Genomic DNA, 17089 nt, shown 5'->3' on the forward strand with positions numbered 1-17089 from the left:
CTGTCCTCTCATCACTGCGTGCTGCTATTTGGGGGCCAGGGGGCAACTGTTTTAGGAACGAGTTCTTTGCGTCGCTTATCAACGAACGGCAATACAAATTGCTTCTCTGTTGCTTTCTTTGGTACTACCACTATTGTTGCTGTCTGTTCGCCAAGAATTTCATGCCAGACACGAATTGTGTGAGTGCCGGCAGGAACATTCTCCAGTCTAAAAACCCCTTCTTCATCTGTGACAGTGTAAAATGGGTGTGTGAAGACCAAGATGTAGGCTTTCATCCATGTATGTGTATCGCACTCTACGCGATAGGTGCCTGCCCATCTGAACTTCCGCTTGAACTTCTGATTCGGATTCAAAAGGGTTATATTGAAGATAGTCTTTTGATTGTTCCACCACCCGTGTGGGTTATGTGTTACCTTATCACCGCTGTTGAGCATCAAATAATTCTCGAGTCGCGTTGCTTGAACGCGTGGATGAAACCGACACCCTCGACTCTGAAGATGTATAGGGGTAGGCAGTTTTCCAGCGGTGGGGACCTCCGTTTGCCAGTCCAGGGATACCACTGCCCCCTGAATGCCTCGGTTTTGAACCATCAGTACAGCATCTGTCAAGGTTTCCCCGCAAAATTCAACGTTTTTATCTACTGCAATTTGGGGTAATGCTGGTGGCTCTCTGTCTAAAAAAATTTTGCCAGTAATTCTGCCTGTGCCTTCGTCAGCGGGTAGAAGTCCGGCATAGATTAGCAGAAAATTGAGAAGTAAAAAAGATGTGTGTTTCATTGTGCAAGTCCCTTGAGTTCTTCAACCGTCACTGAAAAAACTGGACCGGTAAGACTTTTCAAAAAAGCCAGTAAATCCGCTTTTTCTGCGTCGGTGAGTTCAATAGGTTTCATTTCTTTGTCGAGGTTGAGGTTAGGACGACCTCCTTGGTCGTAAAATGCGATAACATCTTCAAGGCGTGCTAAGCTGCCGTCGTGCATATAAGGCGCTGTTAGTTCAATGTTTCTCAAGGAGGGTGTTTTGAACTTGCCAAAATCAGCGGAATCGCCCGTCACCGCGGCACGTCCCGCATCCTGCTGACCCGCACCTTCACCAGCGCCGATGTTGTGAAATTGCTCGTCTGTAAAATTAGTGCCGATGTGACATGTGTTACATCTCGCTTTGCCTCGAAACAGGACGAGTCCTCTCGCGGCACTCTCACTCAGAGCAGGTTTCTCGCCCTCCCACTCATACCGATCAAAAGCCGTTTCGCCCGTGAGGAGTGTCCGTTCAAAACAGGCAATGGCTTTGCCGACACTCTCTACTGAGGGCTCAGAGGTTCCAAATGCCTCATAAAAGAGGTTTTGATAAGTTGCATCTGTCTTCAATCTTTGCAGGAGCAAGTTTTCGTTCATCCCCATCTCGTCGGGATTGAAGAGGGGTCCCAATGCTTGAGATTCCAATGTTGCCGCGCGGCCATCCCAGAATTGGGCATTCCCATAGAGCCGATTCACAAGGGTTGGCACGTTTCGGCTACCTTTCCGCCCTGAGACTCCTTCAGTAACAGCCAACCCATTTGAAAAACCTTGCCCTGGGTCATGACACGTCGCACAACTGAGGCTTCCATCAAGACTCAACTGTTTGTCAAAAAAGAGGCGTTTACCGAGTCTGACTTTTTCCGCAGTTATCGGGTTGTCTATTGGAATCTCAAAATCGGGCTCAAGCCCTAAGGGCCAGTCACCCTCTGGTATATTTCCCTCCCCTTTTGAGAGACTAAAGATGAATAAAAAAATCAAGAAAACTTTCATTTATCAAAACCTCTATGATATGGAGATGCGGGGAAACCGTAAAGTTTCCCCGGCATACTTAGGGGTTAGGGTTAGGGTTAGTCCGTATATGTTTCTATCCCGAAATGTACACTACCTACCCCAATGTAAGTCTCGCTGGTATGATGTGACTGAGCCAAGCTGTCGGTATCAAAACTGCCTATCATAAGCATCGCGCCAAAAATCAACGCGGCTGTGAGTAGAGTAACTTGGACGATACGTCGAAACTTTGCTAACATGAGAATTTACCTCCATTGGAGCATCTATACTGATGGGTGTTTAAGCAAACTTGTTGATGCTCCATAAATTGCGCTATTCTATAGCACAGACCTGTTTAACTTGCTGTAGTTTCCAAACTTCATAGAAGGAACTATGTGGATAATTCTCTCTATGCTTAATTATATGTAGCCGAGACGGAAACCTTTAGTTATAAATAACCCAAGTTGCCACTTACTTATACACATAGCACTCCGCTGGAGTGCAAGCGGTAATACCAATTCTGATTGATGATTCTTCTTAAAAAGGAATACTGTTTTGAGTTACGCCCAGTGCGGTTAGGAAACCGCGCCTACTGGGATCTGGATGAATATCTCGGTTAATGCGATATAAACTTTTAGAGATGCTATTAGATGGTGTGAAAGGTTGCATTATTTCTAAAAAGAACCGCATAAAAAAACGGGGGTGATTTTACCACCCCCGTTTAACATTTCACAGAATTTTGGGTTTTAAGCGGAGAGTCTTGAAACCGCAGCAGCCTCATTATCGAAACGTTCAAAGAGGCTCACGAGTCGACTCATAACAATTAGGTTACCGATGTGTTTGCTGACATTGATAACCCCGACCCGTCCTTTTTTTCGCGCGACAACGGCACGTGCTTTCATCATCACACCGAGGCCTGTGCTGTCGACCTTGTTGACGTGCTCAAAATTGATGAGAATACGGGGTGTATCGGAACCCTCTATCTGCGGCGAGATTTCCGCCCATAATTCTGATGCTGAGGATCCCATTATTTTCCCTTTAGGTTCTAAAATCGTGATGCCATTCTCTCTACGAACTTTAGTGGTCATGATTGACTCCTCTTTTTAAGTGAATGTTCCGTTGGACTTCCAGGGAACAACTTGGTTTGAAATTGAGTATTCATTGATTAAAGTGATGTAACTTGTAACGTAGGTATGAAAAGATTGAAGTATCAAAGATAACCTAAATCAACACTCCCTACATATTCTCATAGGTTACTGCGGCTTGCTTCAGGAACGACATCGACCCGTATTGGACATGCGTCCTCTAACAAACGCAGATATGCCTTTTTCAACTTTGCTAACGCACTTTTCGTAATTTGGCTGACGCGCCCCTCGGATACGGTCAACGCGTCGGCTATCTCTACCCCACTACAACACTCGAAGTATTTCAATCTCAAGATTTCGCGCTCTCTCTTTGAAAGTTTCGAAAGCAGTTGTGGAAGTAATTTTCGGAAGTGATCCGCTTCTATGTCCTCGACCACAGTATCTTCAAAGTTTTCGCAAGCACATGCCCCGGCAATGAGGGCCTCAACCAACGGATTTGATGCTAAATCCTCAGTAGTAGGATCCTCCTCATCCTGTGAACAGGGCAGATATTTCATCTCTTGTCGTCTTTCAGACCACAGTCGACCACACACACGAGATTTGATAAACGTGATAAAACTCGCACCACTGACATGATCAGGATCATACTTCGGACCCTCTTCGAGAATCGTCAAGAACGCAACTTGGTAGAAATCTGCCCTTAACTTTTCTAACCGGGCGTTTCCGTAGGTAACACACTTAACGCAGTGATTTACTGAGGCTTCCGCAGAGAGCGGATCGTCAGGCACAATATAGAACGGGCACTTTGCTGAGTTGTGTGGGCCTCTATGTTCGTTCATGGGTGTTCCCCTTTCAGATGTAAAGTCAATGAAAAAGAAAATTTATGGATTTCGTGAATACCATATATCCTATCCTTGCTTAACTATATACCGCCAAACCCAAAACCTTTAGTTTTTTTTCAAAAAATATGAGTTTAACGTGAGGACTTACCTTCTAACGCAACCATCAAAAAAAAACGAAACTAAACTATCAGGGTAAAACGTTCTGATGTCCCTCTATGAACCCTTTTAAGCAAGTTTCGTGCCAATTCCTAAAATAAACGTCTTTTTGCTCCCAAATTTGTTAGAACTTCAAGCGTCTATTTGAGAAGAGAATCGCCTAAAATACACGGACGGCTTAGCTTGTTAGATCCATTAACAGCGTTTCCTTCTCCTTAAAAATAAAATATTATTGCCGCAGAGATGGAACATATTCGTATGAACTCAAGGCTTGTCTATACGCAAAAATTGTAGGTTGACACGCAAAAATTGTAGGTTGACACGCAAAAATTGTAGGTTGACACGCAAAAATTGTAGGTTGACACGTAAAAAATTGAGCACCGCGAGGCTCTTCAACCATCGCGGTGCTGCTTGTATAGAAAACTGTATATACTTAATCTAAACCCCAGTGGAGTAATATGTGTCTGAGAACACATAGAAGCCCGTAAATGAAGTAGTCCTATGGGGTGGTGCGAGTGAAGCTGCAATCTACGTGCCTGACAGTTCAGTCTTATATTCTTCAACAATTGCCGCTAAAACAGATTCAGGGATATCCTCCAACTGCGACGCTAACTCTTCTTCGACGTTAACCATCAGGCTATGATCGAACGTCTCGCGCTCGGCACAAGGGTCGAAGTATTCACCGCGCGCTTCCAGCAAAACTGTCAAGCGTGCAGGGGTTAACCCCTCAGAGATCCCATGCAGACTCCATGCTGTCCCTCGGTAGCCTTTCTCATAATCGTCACCGAGGTGTTTTTTTAAAATTTCTTCTCTTTCAGTGCCTTGCGCTCCGCTGTTTTCAAGTTCTTCTGCTGCGGCAATTGCGCGTGGATCCAGTTCCACTTGAAACGCAGTTGAGGCATCCGCCGCTGGGATAGGATAAATTTTGTAGATTTCCATATTGTTCTCCATAAGTTGCTAGCTTTATATATAGCAAGTTTTGGAAACTTGCGAGTCGCGCTAAAAAGGGCGGTCCCACGGAATAGGAGCCGCCCATTTCTCTACGTTTAGAAAATGTCTATTATACGACTGCCGAGAGTCCACCATCAATATTGATAGCAGTGCCTGTAATAAACGATGCACACTCCGAAACGAGGAAAGCGACAAGATTGCCCACCTCATGCGGTTCCCCTAAACGTCCGAGTGGATGCCCCGCGCCCTGTTCTTCCCAATATTCCTCAAGCGTTCCGGGTGAACCCGCCGCTTTCCATGCGCGTTCCCCTTGGGCAGTCTTAATCGAGGTCAGGCAGACCGTGTTAACCAAGATTTTATGGGGTAGCAGTTCCTTAGAGAGTGCCTTCGTCATAGCGATCCCTGCTGCTCGACTGACGGAGGTCGGACAGGAACCTGCGCTGGGCTGTTTGCCCCCCGGATGCGTGATGTTGATAATCCTACCACTGCCATTGCTTTTCATGTGTGGAATCACCAATCGCGCGCAACGAATAGCCCCCATTAACTTGAGATCCAGGTCCTCGTACCATGCTTCATCGCTCATGGTTTCGAAATCACCACCTGCCGAACGTCCGGCGTTATTGATTAAAATGTCAATCTTTCCGAAGTGGGTCGCGGTCTGTCCGATGAAATTTTCCAGTGTTTCCGGTTTCGTTACATCTGCGGGGATGGCAAGGACTTCACCCCCGGTTTGTGTGCGGATGTTTTCAGCCGCATCTGTTAAGACTGATTCGCGTCTCCCACAAATTGAGACTTTCGCACCCTCTTCACACAGACGGTGCGCGATACCTTTGCCGATCCCCTCACTACCGCCAGTAATAACAGCAACTTTTCCAGTTAATCCGAGTTCCATATTTTTACCCTATTGAATCTGGTCCGTACCTCCGTTGTCGGCACGGATCTAAAATTGTTTTTCTAACTATGTGCTTCTGAGCGATGCCTCCGCTGTCGGCATCGATCTAAAATTGTTAAGAAACCTACTTGAGATTATGAAGGGTTCGTTAACCATTGGAATACTGCAAGGACAACGGACGCAGCAGCCCAGGCGCAATCGTTAAAATTGCCTCCGGAACCGTCTTTAGCACATCACTGGCAATGAGCCCATGTCTCCCAAATCTCTCCGCGGCGATGTCTCCCGATAACCCGTGTAGATAGACCCCAAGCGCAGCTGCACTTTCACTCGGTATGCCTTGTGCCATTAACCCCGCAATTACGCCTGTCAATACGTCCCCCATACCGCCTGTTGCCATGCCGGGGTTACCCGTTGAATTTATCCATAGATTTCCATTTGGATCGCTGGTAACAGTCGGTGCCCCTTTAAATACGAGTGTTACACCCTGTTCACTTGCAAACTGTTGAGCGGTCCCAATCCTGTCTGCCTCTAATGTAGGAACTGCGGTGTTCGTTAACCGCGCCATCTCACCGGGATGCGGTGTGAGCACTGCCTCGCTGTTGAGGCGTGAAAGGGTTTCTCTATCTTGCGCGAGGGCGTTCAGGCCATCTGCATCGATAACCATCCGTAAGTCAATCCTCTGTTCCCGGTTTTCGCGTATCAATTGATGGACGAGGGACACTGTTTCGGGATGTTGGGAAAGCCCGGGACCGATTGCCAGTATTGATTTCGTTTTTTCCGCAAATTCGAGGATGGGTGAGGTTGCCGATGCTGCTAAGTTCCCGACATCCGTTTCTGGTAAGGGTAGCGTCATCACCTCAGGGAGAAGACCCTCTAAAATTGGGTTGAGATGTTTCGGAGTTGCGAGCGTTACCAACCCCGCACCGGTGCGTAAAGCCGCTTCGCTGGCGAGTGCGGCAGCTCCCGTCATCCCTGTCGAACCAGCGACGACAAGAACGCGCCCATAACTCCCTTTATGAGAGAATGCCGGACGCGGTGGCATCCATTGTGATGCTTGTGCTGCTGATGTCCAGTTTACCTGAATATCTTGTGCGTTTACAACCTGTTCTGGGAAACCGATATCAACGACTTCGAGTTTTCCGACGAGTTCGGCACCCGGATGCATCAACAGTCCTCTTTTGGGCAAGCCTATCGTTACCGTTCGATCGGCTTGAACACAGACACCTAACGGATGTCCCGTGTCAGCATCCAAACCGGAGGGTAGATCGACAGAAAGGATGGGGGTCGGAAGCCTATTGATCGCATTAATTACGGTAGCGATTGGATTGCGCACCGCACCCCGCAGCCCTGTCCCAAAGATCGCGTCCACAAGCAGTTCGCAACTCGCGATGTGCGTCAAAGAGGTCCTGCGTTCCGCGAAGAAATCGGAGCCGAGTGCTGCATCTGTCAGGATTTCCTCAATCCGCAAGCCTAAACGTTTGGTAATTTGGAGATTGGTGTGTGCCTCTCCCGTAAAACTGTCTTCAGGAGAAACCAAGAAGAGAAGCACATCGCGCCCTATGTGGGCAAGTTGGCGTGCGATAACAATACCATCCCCGCCGTTATTACCCTTACCCGCGAAAATGCCAATCCGTTGGCATGTCGGGTAGTGTTTTTCGATTGCGCGAACGATGGCACTCCCAGCGGTTTCCATCAGAACGATGCCGGGAATGCCAATACCTTCAATGGTGTCCTGATCGATCTGGCGCATTTCCGCCGCGGTCACGACTTTCATGTTTTCTGTCCTTGCGCCAAGCGAGAAACAACGGAATTGGTTCTACCGCGGTTTTAACATAAGTTCCGCAAGCCTCCGTTGTCGGGTTGCTGCGTGCGTCTTTCAACTGATAACTACTGCTGCAATTTGTCCGCGAGCCCTAACAGGTGTGCTTCCATTTGCGGGATTGCCTGTTCTAAGGTTTCCTGCGCTATCTGTATTTCTTGAACCCTTTCATCTTGGTGGGTTTGGAGACAGAAATTCAAATTTGTGCGGAGATCGAACAGGCTCTGCTGAATGTGGTCTTGGAAAGTGCCGTCTGGGTACATCCACCGTCTACCGCGGGTCTGCCGCAGATTAAAATGGCAATGCCCATTATCACCACCGAAACAGTCGAAACGCATGATCTCGTCGTCATAAACAAATAACGAAGCCGCGGGACCGCGTCCACCAGCATCGTCACGCCAGTATGATTCTAACCGGACGTTCTCCTGGATGGGATATTCAACCAGGTCGTGTTTTTCATTCGCCATCTGTAGTCCCTCCTTGGGTGTTTTGCATGATTGAAAGAACCACGCCTACAGTACGGGTTAAAAAGTGACTTGAATTTGAACCAGATTTGCGCTAAAGTATAGCAAACCCAAAAATAGAAGTCAATAAGCAATTTATAAGGATAGAGCGATAACGTGCATATTTCGATCACTGATGCGCGGCAGCTCACGGAAACTTTACCCAAATCCTTACGGGTGTCTTGGTCAACGCTGCGACAATCCCGCCTCCCGGTAAAAACTACGGCTTACTCATTGTTGCGATAGACCCAACCAGTTTTGTTCCATTGACACAGTTCAAGACGGAAGTCGATACCCTCATTGCGCGCGTCAAAGAGAATCGACGAGAAGCAGGGGTTGCGGAAATCCTGATTCCAGGTGAACGCGCCTATCGTCAGAGGGAAGTACATCTCGCTAAGGGTATTCATTTAGAGGACACACTCGTAAATCAATTAACGTGAACACATCGGTAGGAGCGATCTTGTGATCGCAATGAAACGGAGATTCATATGACAACTTTTAAAGCAGGAGTTATTGGTTGTGGCGGACGTGGCCGCTCACATGCACGCGGGTATCAGGCATCCCTCGATGTGGACATCGTTGCCTGTTCTGATCCGGTTGAAGATGCCCGAAACGCCTTCGCTGAAGAGTTTAAGGTTCCTAACACCTACGAGAGTTATCAGGAGATGCTGGATACAGAATCCCTGGATTTCGTCAGTGTCTGCACTTGGATTGAACTCCATAAGGACATGGTAATCGCCGCCGCCAATAGCGGGATTAAAGCCATTCATTGTGAGAAACCGATGGCACCCACTTGGGGGGATGCTAAGGCGCTTTATCAAGCCTGTGTTGATAACAACGTAGTGATAACGTTCTGTCATCAACGCCGTTTCGGTGCACAGTTCATCAAAGCCAAACGCTTGGCAAACGAAGGGGCAATCGGTGAATTGCGTCGACTCGAAGCCGCATGCCCAAATTTACTTGACTGGGGGACGCACTGGTTCGATATGTTCTTTTTCTACAATAATGACGAACCTGTTGATTGGGTTATCGGTCAAATAGATGTAGCGGAAGAAAAGACTGTCTTCGGTGTTCAGGTTGAAACGAGTGGGGTCTCGTGGATTCGCTGGAAGAACGGCGTTGAAGGGCTGCTCGCGACGGGGGATGCATCTTTAAGTGGTTTCTCCAATCGTCTCATCGGTACGAAAGGCATCATTGATGTTGGTGGGCGTGGGGCACCCTTACGGATGCTCCGCGAGGGTGGAGACGGATGGGAAGAGCCTGATTTAAGTGGCTTAGCCGCTGAACGCGACGCAACAACACTCTCTGTCCTCGACCTTGTTCACGGTGTAAAGACCGGACGTGAGCCGGAACTCAGTGGTCGGAAGGCACTTCAGGCGACTGAACTCATTTTCGCAACGTATCAGTCGAGCCGACAGCGGGCAAGAGTTGATTTACCTCTGACAGTGGACGATTCTGCGTTGCTGACGATGGTCGCCACTGGTGATGTCGGTTAGACACGCTGCCTACAAGTTACAATGCGCGATTGACAGTTAACCGCGCATTGTAACGGCGTTTCGTTCCGCTGGCGTCTCTATAATTTTATCAACCTAATTGAAGTTTCTGCGTCTAATCAAAATAAGGGGATTCTTATTACACGTCTATTCCCCAAGAACATGAAATCAAAAAAATCGGAAGAAATCAATCCTTAATAGTTATCAGTTATCAGTCTAAAAGAGGATAGCCGCATGCAGGAAGCCGCTTGTAACGCTCACTGTGAGGTATGCTGACTGCTGATTGCTGACTTCTATTCTCCTTTAGTTACCTTCGGACTCGCGACAAGCAGGGAGAAACGAGTGTCAAAAAATAAATATATATATGCCGCAGCTTGTAAGAGCCAACCGGTCTCCAATCCCAGTACCGAATTAACCAAAAACATGCCTGAAACGAATCGTAGAGGGTGGGTAATCCAGCCCGCAAAGAAGGCACCCCAGAAGCAATCCATTAAAAAAGCGAATTTTCTCTTTTTTCTCAGTTTTGTCTGTTTCGCACTCCTAACGATAGCCACCACCGGTTGGGCAGAATTGACCGGTCTGACAGTTGATGCAGGTGGGGATGACAGTTTTAGAGGCGGCACAGATAGGGTGCGTATTATTTTTACCGTTGATGAGGATTCCGATGGAGATCCGTATGTCGTTCAGGTCGTCACTATTGGTTCAGGTGAAAATCCAAGAATCAACATCCTTGGGGTCATTGCTGAAGGAGTCGTATCGGCAAACGAGACTGTGGAACTTTTTTGGGACGGAACCGTTAACAACAGGCAGCTTGCGGACGGGGACTATACGATTCGTGTTATTGTTGATGATGATACAGCAAATGATCAGAGAGCAACGGTGACTTTAGATTCCAGTGCACCGCGTGTTTCCGATGTCCTTGCAAGCGACGGTGTTGACGATATACCGATTACCGATGGCAGTTTTCTCAAGGGACCACTCCGATTGATTAAGGTAACGGGGATAGATGATGGGGCCCCGATTGATCTGAGTAACAGGCGAAACACTATTTTCCTGAGAAATGCCCGACAGGCTGTATCACGCGGAACCCTCAATTACGACGATGCCAACGAAACCCTCATCTTTACTTTGGTAGATCCCTTAGACGAACCTAATGAAAATGGAAAATACACCCTTATTCTCATCTTACTGGATGAAGCCGGGAATGTGGTCCAAAACATAAGGGAATTCACCTTTGATAACGTCGCTCCCCGTATAGCAAGAGTCTCTACGAACAGAAGGACAATTGTGCCCGGTGGGAGTGTTAACCAACGGATCAGTTTCGTTGAAGCCACGCTCACGGATAACCTTCCGGACGGTATAAATCCTTTAGCATCCGAAATAAAACTCACTGGACCTGGTGGTCCTGATGATGTTATACCCGGAAACCAGACGGTGGATTCTGATAGTGGTAGAATCCGGTTGGAGCTGCTGTCCCCCTTATTAGGCATGGACAGTTCCGATGATGGTCGATATACCGTTACGGTTGAAGCAGTTGATAAAGCGGGCAACCCAACTTCCCAGAGCGTGTCATTTGTTTATGATAATCGCGCGCCGAGCCTTATTTCGTTAAGCCCCATACCAAGTGATGAGGAGTCGTTTGACTTCACTAACTATACGTTTGGCGATACGGTTTATTATAATCTCCCAATCAATGGATTTGTCGCTACCTTTAACGATGATTCTGGAGTAGGGGTGCATCTTACCGGCGGGCGGCAATCGACGCAGCTTGTGTTTGGGACACCGAAAAAATCTGGGGAGGGTATTAATGCCCTTAAAGGACGAGTCGTCACTGATAGCGAGGAGAACACATTAACTTACATCCTCGATGAACCCATTGTCCGCCGGGATGGAAGCCAGGATGGCCGCTATACACTCAATATTCAGGCAACAGATATTGCTGGCAATACGAAGACTTACGATTACCAACTTATCTATGATACGCAAGTTCCCACACTCGTTTCTACAGTGCCAGCCTCCAATGAGACCGTTTCAGAGTTATCACAGGTTCAGGTGAAACTCAATGAAAAAACCAGTGGTATTAATTTCATTGAAAGCGAATTTCGACTGTGGAAAGGGACAGTGGAAGATGTTCTTAAGGATGCACTTGAGCAACACGCAACGCTGTCAGTGCAGGTGCCTGTGAATGTTACAAGTAACGGCACAGATACGTTCACACTGACACTCATGAAACCGTTTGCATTAGATGGTTCGGATGACGGGCCCTACACAATTGAAGTTATTCCCGTCGACCAAGCAGGCAACAAGCCTCGCGACCGTGCGGCCAACAAGCCTAACGACAACCTTGTAGACTTCAATACGCTCCCTGTTATACGGGGGTTCTACTTCGTCAGCCAGGGGCATGAACCCAAAATCCGATTGACAATGCCTGAAGCCACAAGAGTCAACCGTTTACCGACGATTCCCGTGGAACTGGTTGATTATATCGGTGTGGGCATCAATGTCGATGCGTCAACGGTGACCCTCAAAAACCCTCAAGGGACTCTCGTGCCACAGGTAGACTCCGAACGCACCGTAGAAGAGGTTTACAACCCCGATTCCTCGATATGGACCTTGACCTGGACGCCGGCCGCACGCGTCGCCCGTGATGGTAGCGCAGATGGTGAGTACATTGTAACCGCGACGTTTGTAGATTTTACCGGACGCCGCTTCACACAAGAATTTCCGATCGTTTTAGACACCCAAATTCCCGCACTCGTTTCTACAGTACCAGCAGCGAATGAAATCGTCTCGGAGTTATCACAGGTTGAGGTGAAACTCAGCGAGCTAACGAGTGGCATTGATTTCCTCCAGAGTACCTTCCAACTCACTCACGGTGATGCGGAGGTGCCTGTGAATATCACAAGCAACGGCACGGATACTGTCATGCTAACGCTCGCGGAACCGATTGCGTTAGACGGCTCAGACGATGGCACCTACGCGATTAAAGTAGCACCTACTGACCGGGCAGGCAATACAGGTATCCCTGTTGTGCGGGAGTTTTATCTCGTCAGCCAGGGGCATGAACCCGAAATCCGATTGGTGATGCCTGAAACGACAACCCTTAACAGTTTGCCAACAGTTGTTGTAGAACTGGTAGATTATGTTGGCGCGGGTATAGATTTTGATGCGTCAACCGTGACCGTCAGGAGTCCGCAAGGCGTTCTTGTTCCAGAAAAGGATCTCGAACCCGATGAAGCCAGCAATTTGCTAACGTGGAACACCGAAGTCTCTGTCCCCCGTGACGGAAGTGAGGACGGTGAATATACCATAACGGCGACGTTTGTCGACTTTATCGGACGCCGCTTCACACAGGAATTCTCGTTCGTTTTAGATACGCTATTTCCCACTGTTGAAACCGTCCAAGTAGCAACCGGATCCCAAACCCCGCTTATTGAGGATCGCACCGTATATAGTGCGGAGTCCATCATTGAGGTAACCGTTGTGTTTGATGAGACCTCTAATGATGTTGATTTTGAAGGAACCCTTATATCGCTGGTAGGATCCAGTGAAGCCAGTATTCCTGTTACCACGGTTAATGATGGGCAAACTGTTTTGACGATCAGTTCCGATGCCTTGACCCAGGACGGTGAATACGAGCTCTCAATTACGCCGCGAGATCGGGCAGGCAACCAAGGCGGGGTCATCTATCGTAAGTTCGTTTATGACACGGAAGAGCCTCGCATCACTGTGCCTACACCTTTAATATTTAACCAACAACCTGTTACGTATATCGGGAATGCTTTAAGACAATTTCAGTTTTCGTTTACGATTGAAGACGTAGGTCCAGCGGGCTTGTATTTAGAAGAGCAAACCCTTGAAGTAATGAATGCAGCTGGAGTGAATATTCCTGTCGCTGTGACGCGGGACGAACTAACGAATCAAATCTTTTTGGCACTTCCTGCGTCGTTCCCTCGAGACGGAAGTGTGGATGGTGAATATACAGCAAAAATATCGCTTGTCGACAAAGCGGGGAATCGTTCGGATGCGGAATACACCATCATTTATGATTCCACGCCCCCGCAAATAGCGTCAGTCGTGATAGATGCCGACCCACAGGTAGGGCTTGTCCCGAATCGTATTGCCAAGATCGTGGAGCCTATAAACAGGATCACCCTTCAATTTGAGGAGGCAACACGCATTAATTTTGCCAATACACAGATTACCTTGACGGGACCTGGAGCCTCCGATACACCCGATGACGCTGCGCCCTCCTCGATTCCGCTGACGTTGGAAGATGACGGTGTCTCTCAGGTGTCTCTCAGTTTCTTAGATGTGGAACAGGTCGGAACGTATACCTTATCCGTTACCCCGCAAGATGCCGCTGGGAATGCCGCAGCGGGTGCCGTTGAATATAAATTCATTTTGGATATGCCGTTGCCGAGTGTCGGTTCTGTTGTCGTAAATACAGACCCGCCGATGGAGCTTGTCCCGAATCGGATTGCTGAGATCCTGGAACCCGTAAACAGTATTACCCTTCAATTTGAAGAGGCGACACAAATTAATTTTGCCAATACGCAAATTACGTTGATGGGTCCAGATCCATCTGGCGCGACGGATCCTGATTCTGGACTACCGATTGAGTTTGAATTCCCACTCACATTGGAAAATGATGGTGTCTCTGAGGTTACGGTTAGTTTCTTGGATTTGGAACAGATCGGATCGTATGTTTTATCTGTCACCCCACAAGATGTAGCGGGGAATGTCGCAGCAGGTGCCGTTGCGTATAGGTTCATATTGGATATACCCTTACCGCAGGTCAGTTCTGTTGTTATTGGGGAGACTGTGGCAGAGACGAGCAGCGATGTCGTTTATGTCAACGCAAACAATATACGCATCGGAGCCTTTCTCCTTGACCCAACGGAGACAGGATTATCCCTTGGGAGTGAGGGGTCGACTATTACTGTCGTGGATGCTGCTGAAACAGTCGTTCCCGGTGCGATGGGTTCCAATGGAGAAGACTTGATCGTTTGGCAACCGATAACCCTTACATCGGATGGGACTACGGATGGAAGGTATAGTGTATATGTTACGCCTGTTGATAAAGCGGGACGGCAGGGAAGCGCGGTATATCGTGAGTTTATCTATGATACGCAGGAACCCGAGATTATAGCCGCTGCTCCAATGGAAATGAATTTGAGCCAGCCTGTTTCCTATATGAGCGAGAGTTTAACGCAATTCAACTTCACTGTCGCAGATGTCGGTCCCGCGGATCTCGAACTGTCCGATCAGATGGTCAGTCTCCGCGATGCAGAGGGTAGTTTGGTCCCGGCACAACTCACGAACGATACTGAAAACCAACTCTTCCTCACGTTGGACCAACCGTTACCGCTTGATGGCAGTATGGATGGGGAATACACTGTCCTTGTTGAGTTGGCAGACAAGGCGGGAAATTTTTACACGATTGAGCACTTGATTGTCTATGATACCCAAGCCCCAACATTAGTGAGTACAGTGCCATCCGATGGTGCCCTACTTACGGAGGATGTTACGCAAATACAAGTGAAGCTCAATGATGAGGGCGGTAGTGGTATTGACTGGACGGAGACTACGGTGACATTGATTAATCCAAATGGCACTGAAATATCAGGTGAACTTGTCAGTGATGGCGAAACGGAGTTAACGCTCACTACCCGTCAGCTTATTGAAGATGGTCGATATGTTATCCGTGTGCAAGCCGTTGATCGCGCAGGCAATGGAGGTGCTACCGATTTTCGGCAGAATTTTATCCTGTCAAGACGCTTACCGACTATCGTTTCAACGGAACCAACTACAGCACCCGCGGATGAAGCGTTTATGAATGAGGCGCTGGAGCGGATAGAAGTAACACTCGAAGCGGGAGACACCCACGATATAGGACGGCACCTGTCAACACTGCGTTTACTAAATCCCACCACTCAGGTCGTCGCAGGGCAACTGGAGCGCACAAATGATCAGTTAATCTATAACCTTGTTCGTCCGCTCGCTACCGACGGTTCCGAAGATGGGGTTTATACTATTGAGTTCACCCCTATTAGTGCTTCTGGACGAGCAGGTCAACTGCAGCGATTAATCTTTACCTACGACACACAGGCACCTGAAATTGAATCTGATGAAGTGATTAACCTTGTTGTCGCACAACCTGAAGTTAATAACTCTCTGACAGAGATTCACGTCAATCTTACAGATGAAACGTCTGGAATTGATTGGGACAATCTTGATGAGAAATGGTTAACTTTTGAACGCCTCTCACCAAATCCAACCAAAATTTCGGGACGGATCTCTGACGATGGGCAAAGCAACCTCACTTTCCGGTTGACTGTGCCACTTGCAGACAACGGGTCCGCAGATGGTGAATATCGGATCACCCTTACCCCTAAAGACCGGGCAGGGAACGACGATAAACCTTATGAAAAGGTCTTCATCTACGATACCAGTCCACCGATGATTGACCCGGGCACATTACTTATCAATGAGGCACCCCTCCTTGTTGACATCAATGCGGAAAATTACCCGACTGCGGTTTCCACAACCGGCGGCGTTGTCATCCAGGCGAATATCTTTGACACTGGATTAGGGGTCAACTTGGCACAATCGAAGATTGTGGTGAGAAGTCCGGATGGATCGGAGATTTCTGGTAGCACGCAGCAGAACGGCGTAGACACCCTCATTTTCAAATCCGACGGACTTACGGTCCAAGGCGTTTACAAAGTCACGGTTATAAGTATCGGAAATGACTCCGAACTCCTCGGATTCGCGCCAACGGACTCGCTTACCACCGAATTTCTGTATGAAACTACCGTGCCAACTGCCACGCTAACGAGCGATGGCGGGGAAACCGAGCTCACCGATAAAGCCTTACCATTAGAAGGCACAGCCACCGACCCAAGTGGCACGCAGCGGATCGGTCAAGACGAAATGACAGTCCCAGCGTCTGGCGTGTGGCTCGTTGAGATTGTTGGCATTGGACCCGACAAACAACCTATAGATCCTGTTCCCGTTGTTGATGATAGTGATGCGGAACAGGAACCGTGGAGCGTCTGGTCCATTGACTTCTTGCCAACACGTTCCGGTGAATACGACTTGGATGTCCGGGTTACTGACAATGCGGGGAACTACGAGGTTTACGACATCGGCGAATATACTATGTCTGTGTCTCTCACTTTCCGAGGGACGACCTTTGGATGGCCAAACCCACTCCGACTTTCAAAACGGGATGTTGCTTTCTTCTCCTTTGATGTCAATGTGCCACGTGGAGATACAATTGAACTCACACTGAGTATCTACGATTGGAGTGGGGATATGATACTCTCACAAACGTATCCCGATGTTGTATCAGGGCAGCGCAATGATCAGTTGGTGAAATGGAATTTGGAGAATCAAGCGGGCACCTCTGTCGCACGGGGACTCTATATCTTCAGGTTGGAAGCTGTCAATTCAGCTGGAAATCGCGCGAACGTTGTCGGCAAAGTACTGGTCGTGGAATAGTTGTCTGGTAACTGATAACTGACACCCACAAAAGAATGGACACTCTACTGGGAGACCATAGT

The 17089-nt window shown here is 48.2% G+C and carries 11 protein-coding genes; 3 read left to right on the forward strand and 8 right to left on the reverse strand.

The window, feature by feature from the left end; genetic code table 11:
- Positions 1-11 precede the first annotated feature (11 nt).
- The 8 genes from F4X88_08715 to F4X88_08750 form a co-directional block, all read right to left on the reverse strand.
- A complete protein-coding gene (locus F4X88_08715; protein MYA56362.1) occupies positions 12-776 on the reverse strand; it encodes a carboxypeptidase regulatory-like domain-containing protein in 765 nt (254 codons plus the stop codon).
- Positions 773-1783 carry a c-type cytochrome gene (locus F4X88_08720; protein MYA56363.1) on the reverse strand — a complete coding sequence of 337 codons (1011 nt, stop codon included), beginning with the start codon at positions 1781-1783 and terminating at the stop codon, positions 773-775. Before F4X88_08720 ends, F4X88_08715 begins: the two co-directional genes overlap by 4 nt.
- Positions 1784-2526: 743 nt before the next feature.
- Positions 2527-2868, reverse strand: a complete 342-nt coding sequence (locus tag F4X88_08725) for an STAS domain-containing protein (GenBank protein MYA56364.1) — start codon at positions 2866-2868, stop codon at positions 2527-2529.
- A 158-nt stretch (positions 2869-3026) separates the two neighbouring features.
- Positions 3027-3704, reverse strand: a complete 678-nt coding sequence (locus F4X88_08730; protein ID MYA56365.1) for a sigma-70 family RNA polymerase sigma factor — start codon at positions 3702-3704, stop codon at positions 3027-3029.
- Between the two features lie 687 nt (positions 3705-4391).
- Positions 4392-4802 (reverse strand): hypothetical protein, encoded by a 411-nt coding sequence (locus F4X88_08735; GenBank protein MYA56366.1) that lies wholly within the window; start codon positions 4800-4802, stop codon positions 4392-4394.
- A gap of 121 nt (positions 4803-4923) precedes the next feature.
- Positions 4924-5706 (reverse strand): SDR family oxidoreductase, encoded by a 783-nt coding sequence (locus F4X88_08740; GenBank protein MYA56367.1) that lies wholly within the window; start codon positions 5704-5706, stop codon positions 4924-4926.
- Positions 5707-5854: 148 nt separating this feature from the next.
- Positions 5855-7480: an NAD(P)H-hydrate dehydratase gene (locus tag F4X88_08745; protein MYA56368.1), complete on the reverse strand. Its 1626-nt coding sequence runs from the start codon at positions 7478-7480 to the stop codon at positions 5855-5857.
- Positions 7481-7593: 113 nt separating this feature from the next.
- A complete protein-coding gene (locus F4X88_08750) occupies positions 7594-7992 on the reverse strand; it encodes a hypothetical protein (GenBank protein MYA56369.1) in 399 nt (132 codons plus the stop codon).
- A gap of 203 nt (positions 7993-8195) precedes the next feature.
- Here F4X88_08750 and F4X88_08755 point away from each other — a divergent pair, with 203 nt between their 5' ends.
- From F4X88_08755 to F4X88_08765, 3 genes are all read left to right on the forward strand, one after another.
- A complete protein-coding gene (locus F4X88_08755; protein MYA56370.1) occupies positions 8196-8468 on the forward strand; it encodes an Ldh family oxidoreductase in 273 nt (90 codons plus the stop codon).
- Between the two features lie 48 nt (positions 8469-8516).
- Positions 8517-9524, forward strand: coding sequence for a Gfo/Idh/MocA family oxidoreductase (locus F4X88_08760; GenBank protein MYA56371.1), 1008 nt, complete (start codon positions 8517-8519; stop codon positions 9522-9524).
- A gap of 339 nt (positions 9525-9863) precedes the next feature.
- Positions 9864-17027, forward strand: coding sequence for a hypothetical protein (locus F4X88_08765; GenBank protein MYA56372.1), 7164 nt, complete (start codon positions 9864-9866; stop codon positions 17025-17027).
- Positions 17028-17089: the final 62 nt, after the last annotated feature.

Source organism: Candidatus Poribacteria bacterium (assembly GCA_009839745.1).
In the GTDB taxonomy this organism is placed as follows: domain Bacteria; phylum Poribacteria; class WGA-4E; order WGA-4E; family WGA-3G; genus WGA-3G.

Excerpts from the sequence above, each read along its gene's own strand:
- F4X88_08715 (MYA56362.1), bottom strand. The coding sequence starts at position 776 with ATGAAACACACATCTTTTTTACTTCTCAATTTTCTGCTAATCTATGCC.
- F4X88_08720 (MYA56363.1), bottom strand. The coding sequence starts at position 1,783 with ATGAAAGTTTTCTTGATTTTTTTATTCATCTTTAGTCTCTCAAAAGGG.
- F4X88_08725 (MYA56364.1), bottom strand. The coding sequence starts at position 2,868 with ATGACCACTAAAGTTCGTAGAGAGAATGGCATCACGATTTTAGAACCT.
- F4X88_08730 (MYA56365.1), bottom strand. The coding sequence starts at position 3,704 with ATGAACGAACATAGAGGCCCACACAACTCAGCAAAGTGCCCGTTCTAT.
- F4X88_08735 (MYA56366.1), bottom strand. The coding sequence starts at position 4,802 with ATGGAAATCTACAAAATTTATCCTATCCCAGCGGCGGATGCCTCAACT.
- F4X88_08740 (MYA56367.1), bottom strand. The coding sequence starts at position 5,706 with ATGGAACTCGGATTAACTGGAAAAGTTGCTGTTATTACTGGCGGTAGT.
- F4X88_08745 (MYA56368.1), bottom strand. The coding sequence starts at position 7,480 with ATGAAAGTCGTGACCGCGGCGGAAATGCGCCAGATCGATCAGGACACC.
- F4X88_08750 (MYA56369.1), bottom strand. The coding sequence starts at position 7,992 with ATGGCGAATGAAAAACACGACCTGGTTGAATATCCCATCCAGGAGAAC.
- F4X88_08760 (MYA56371.1), top strand. The coding sequence starts at position 8,517 with ATGACAACTTTTAAAGCAGGAGTTATTGGTTGTGGCGGACGTGGCCGC.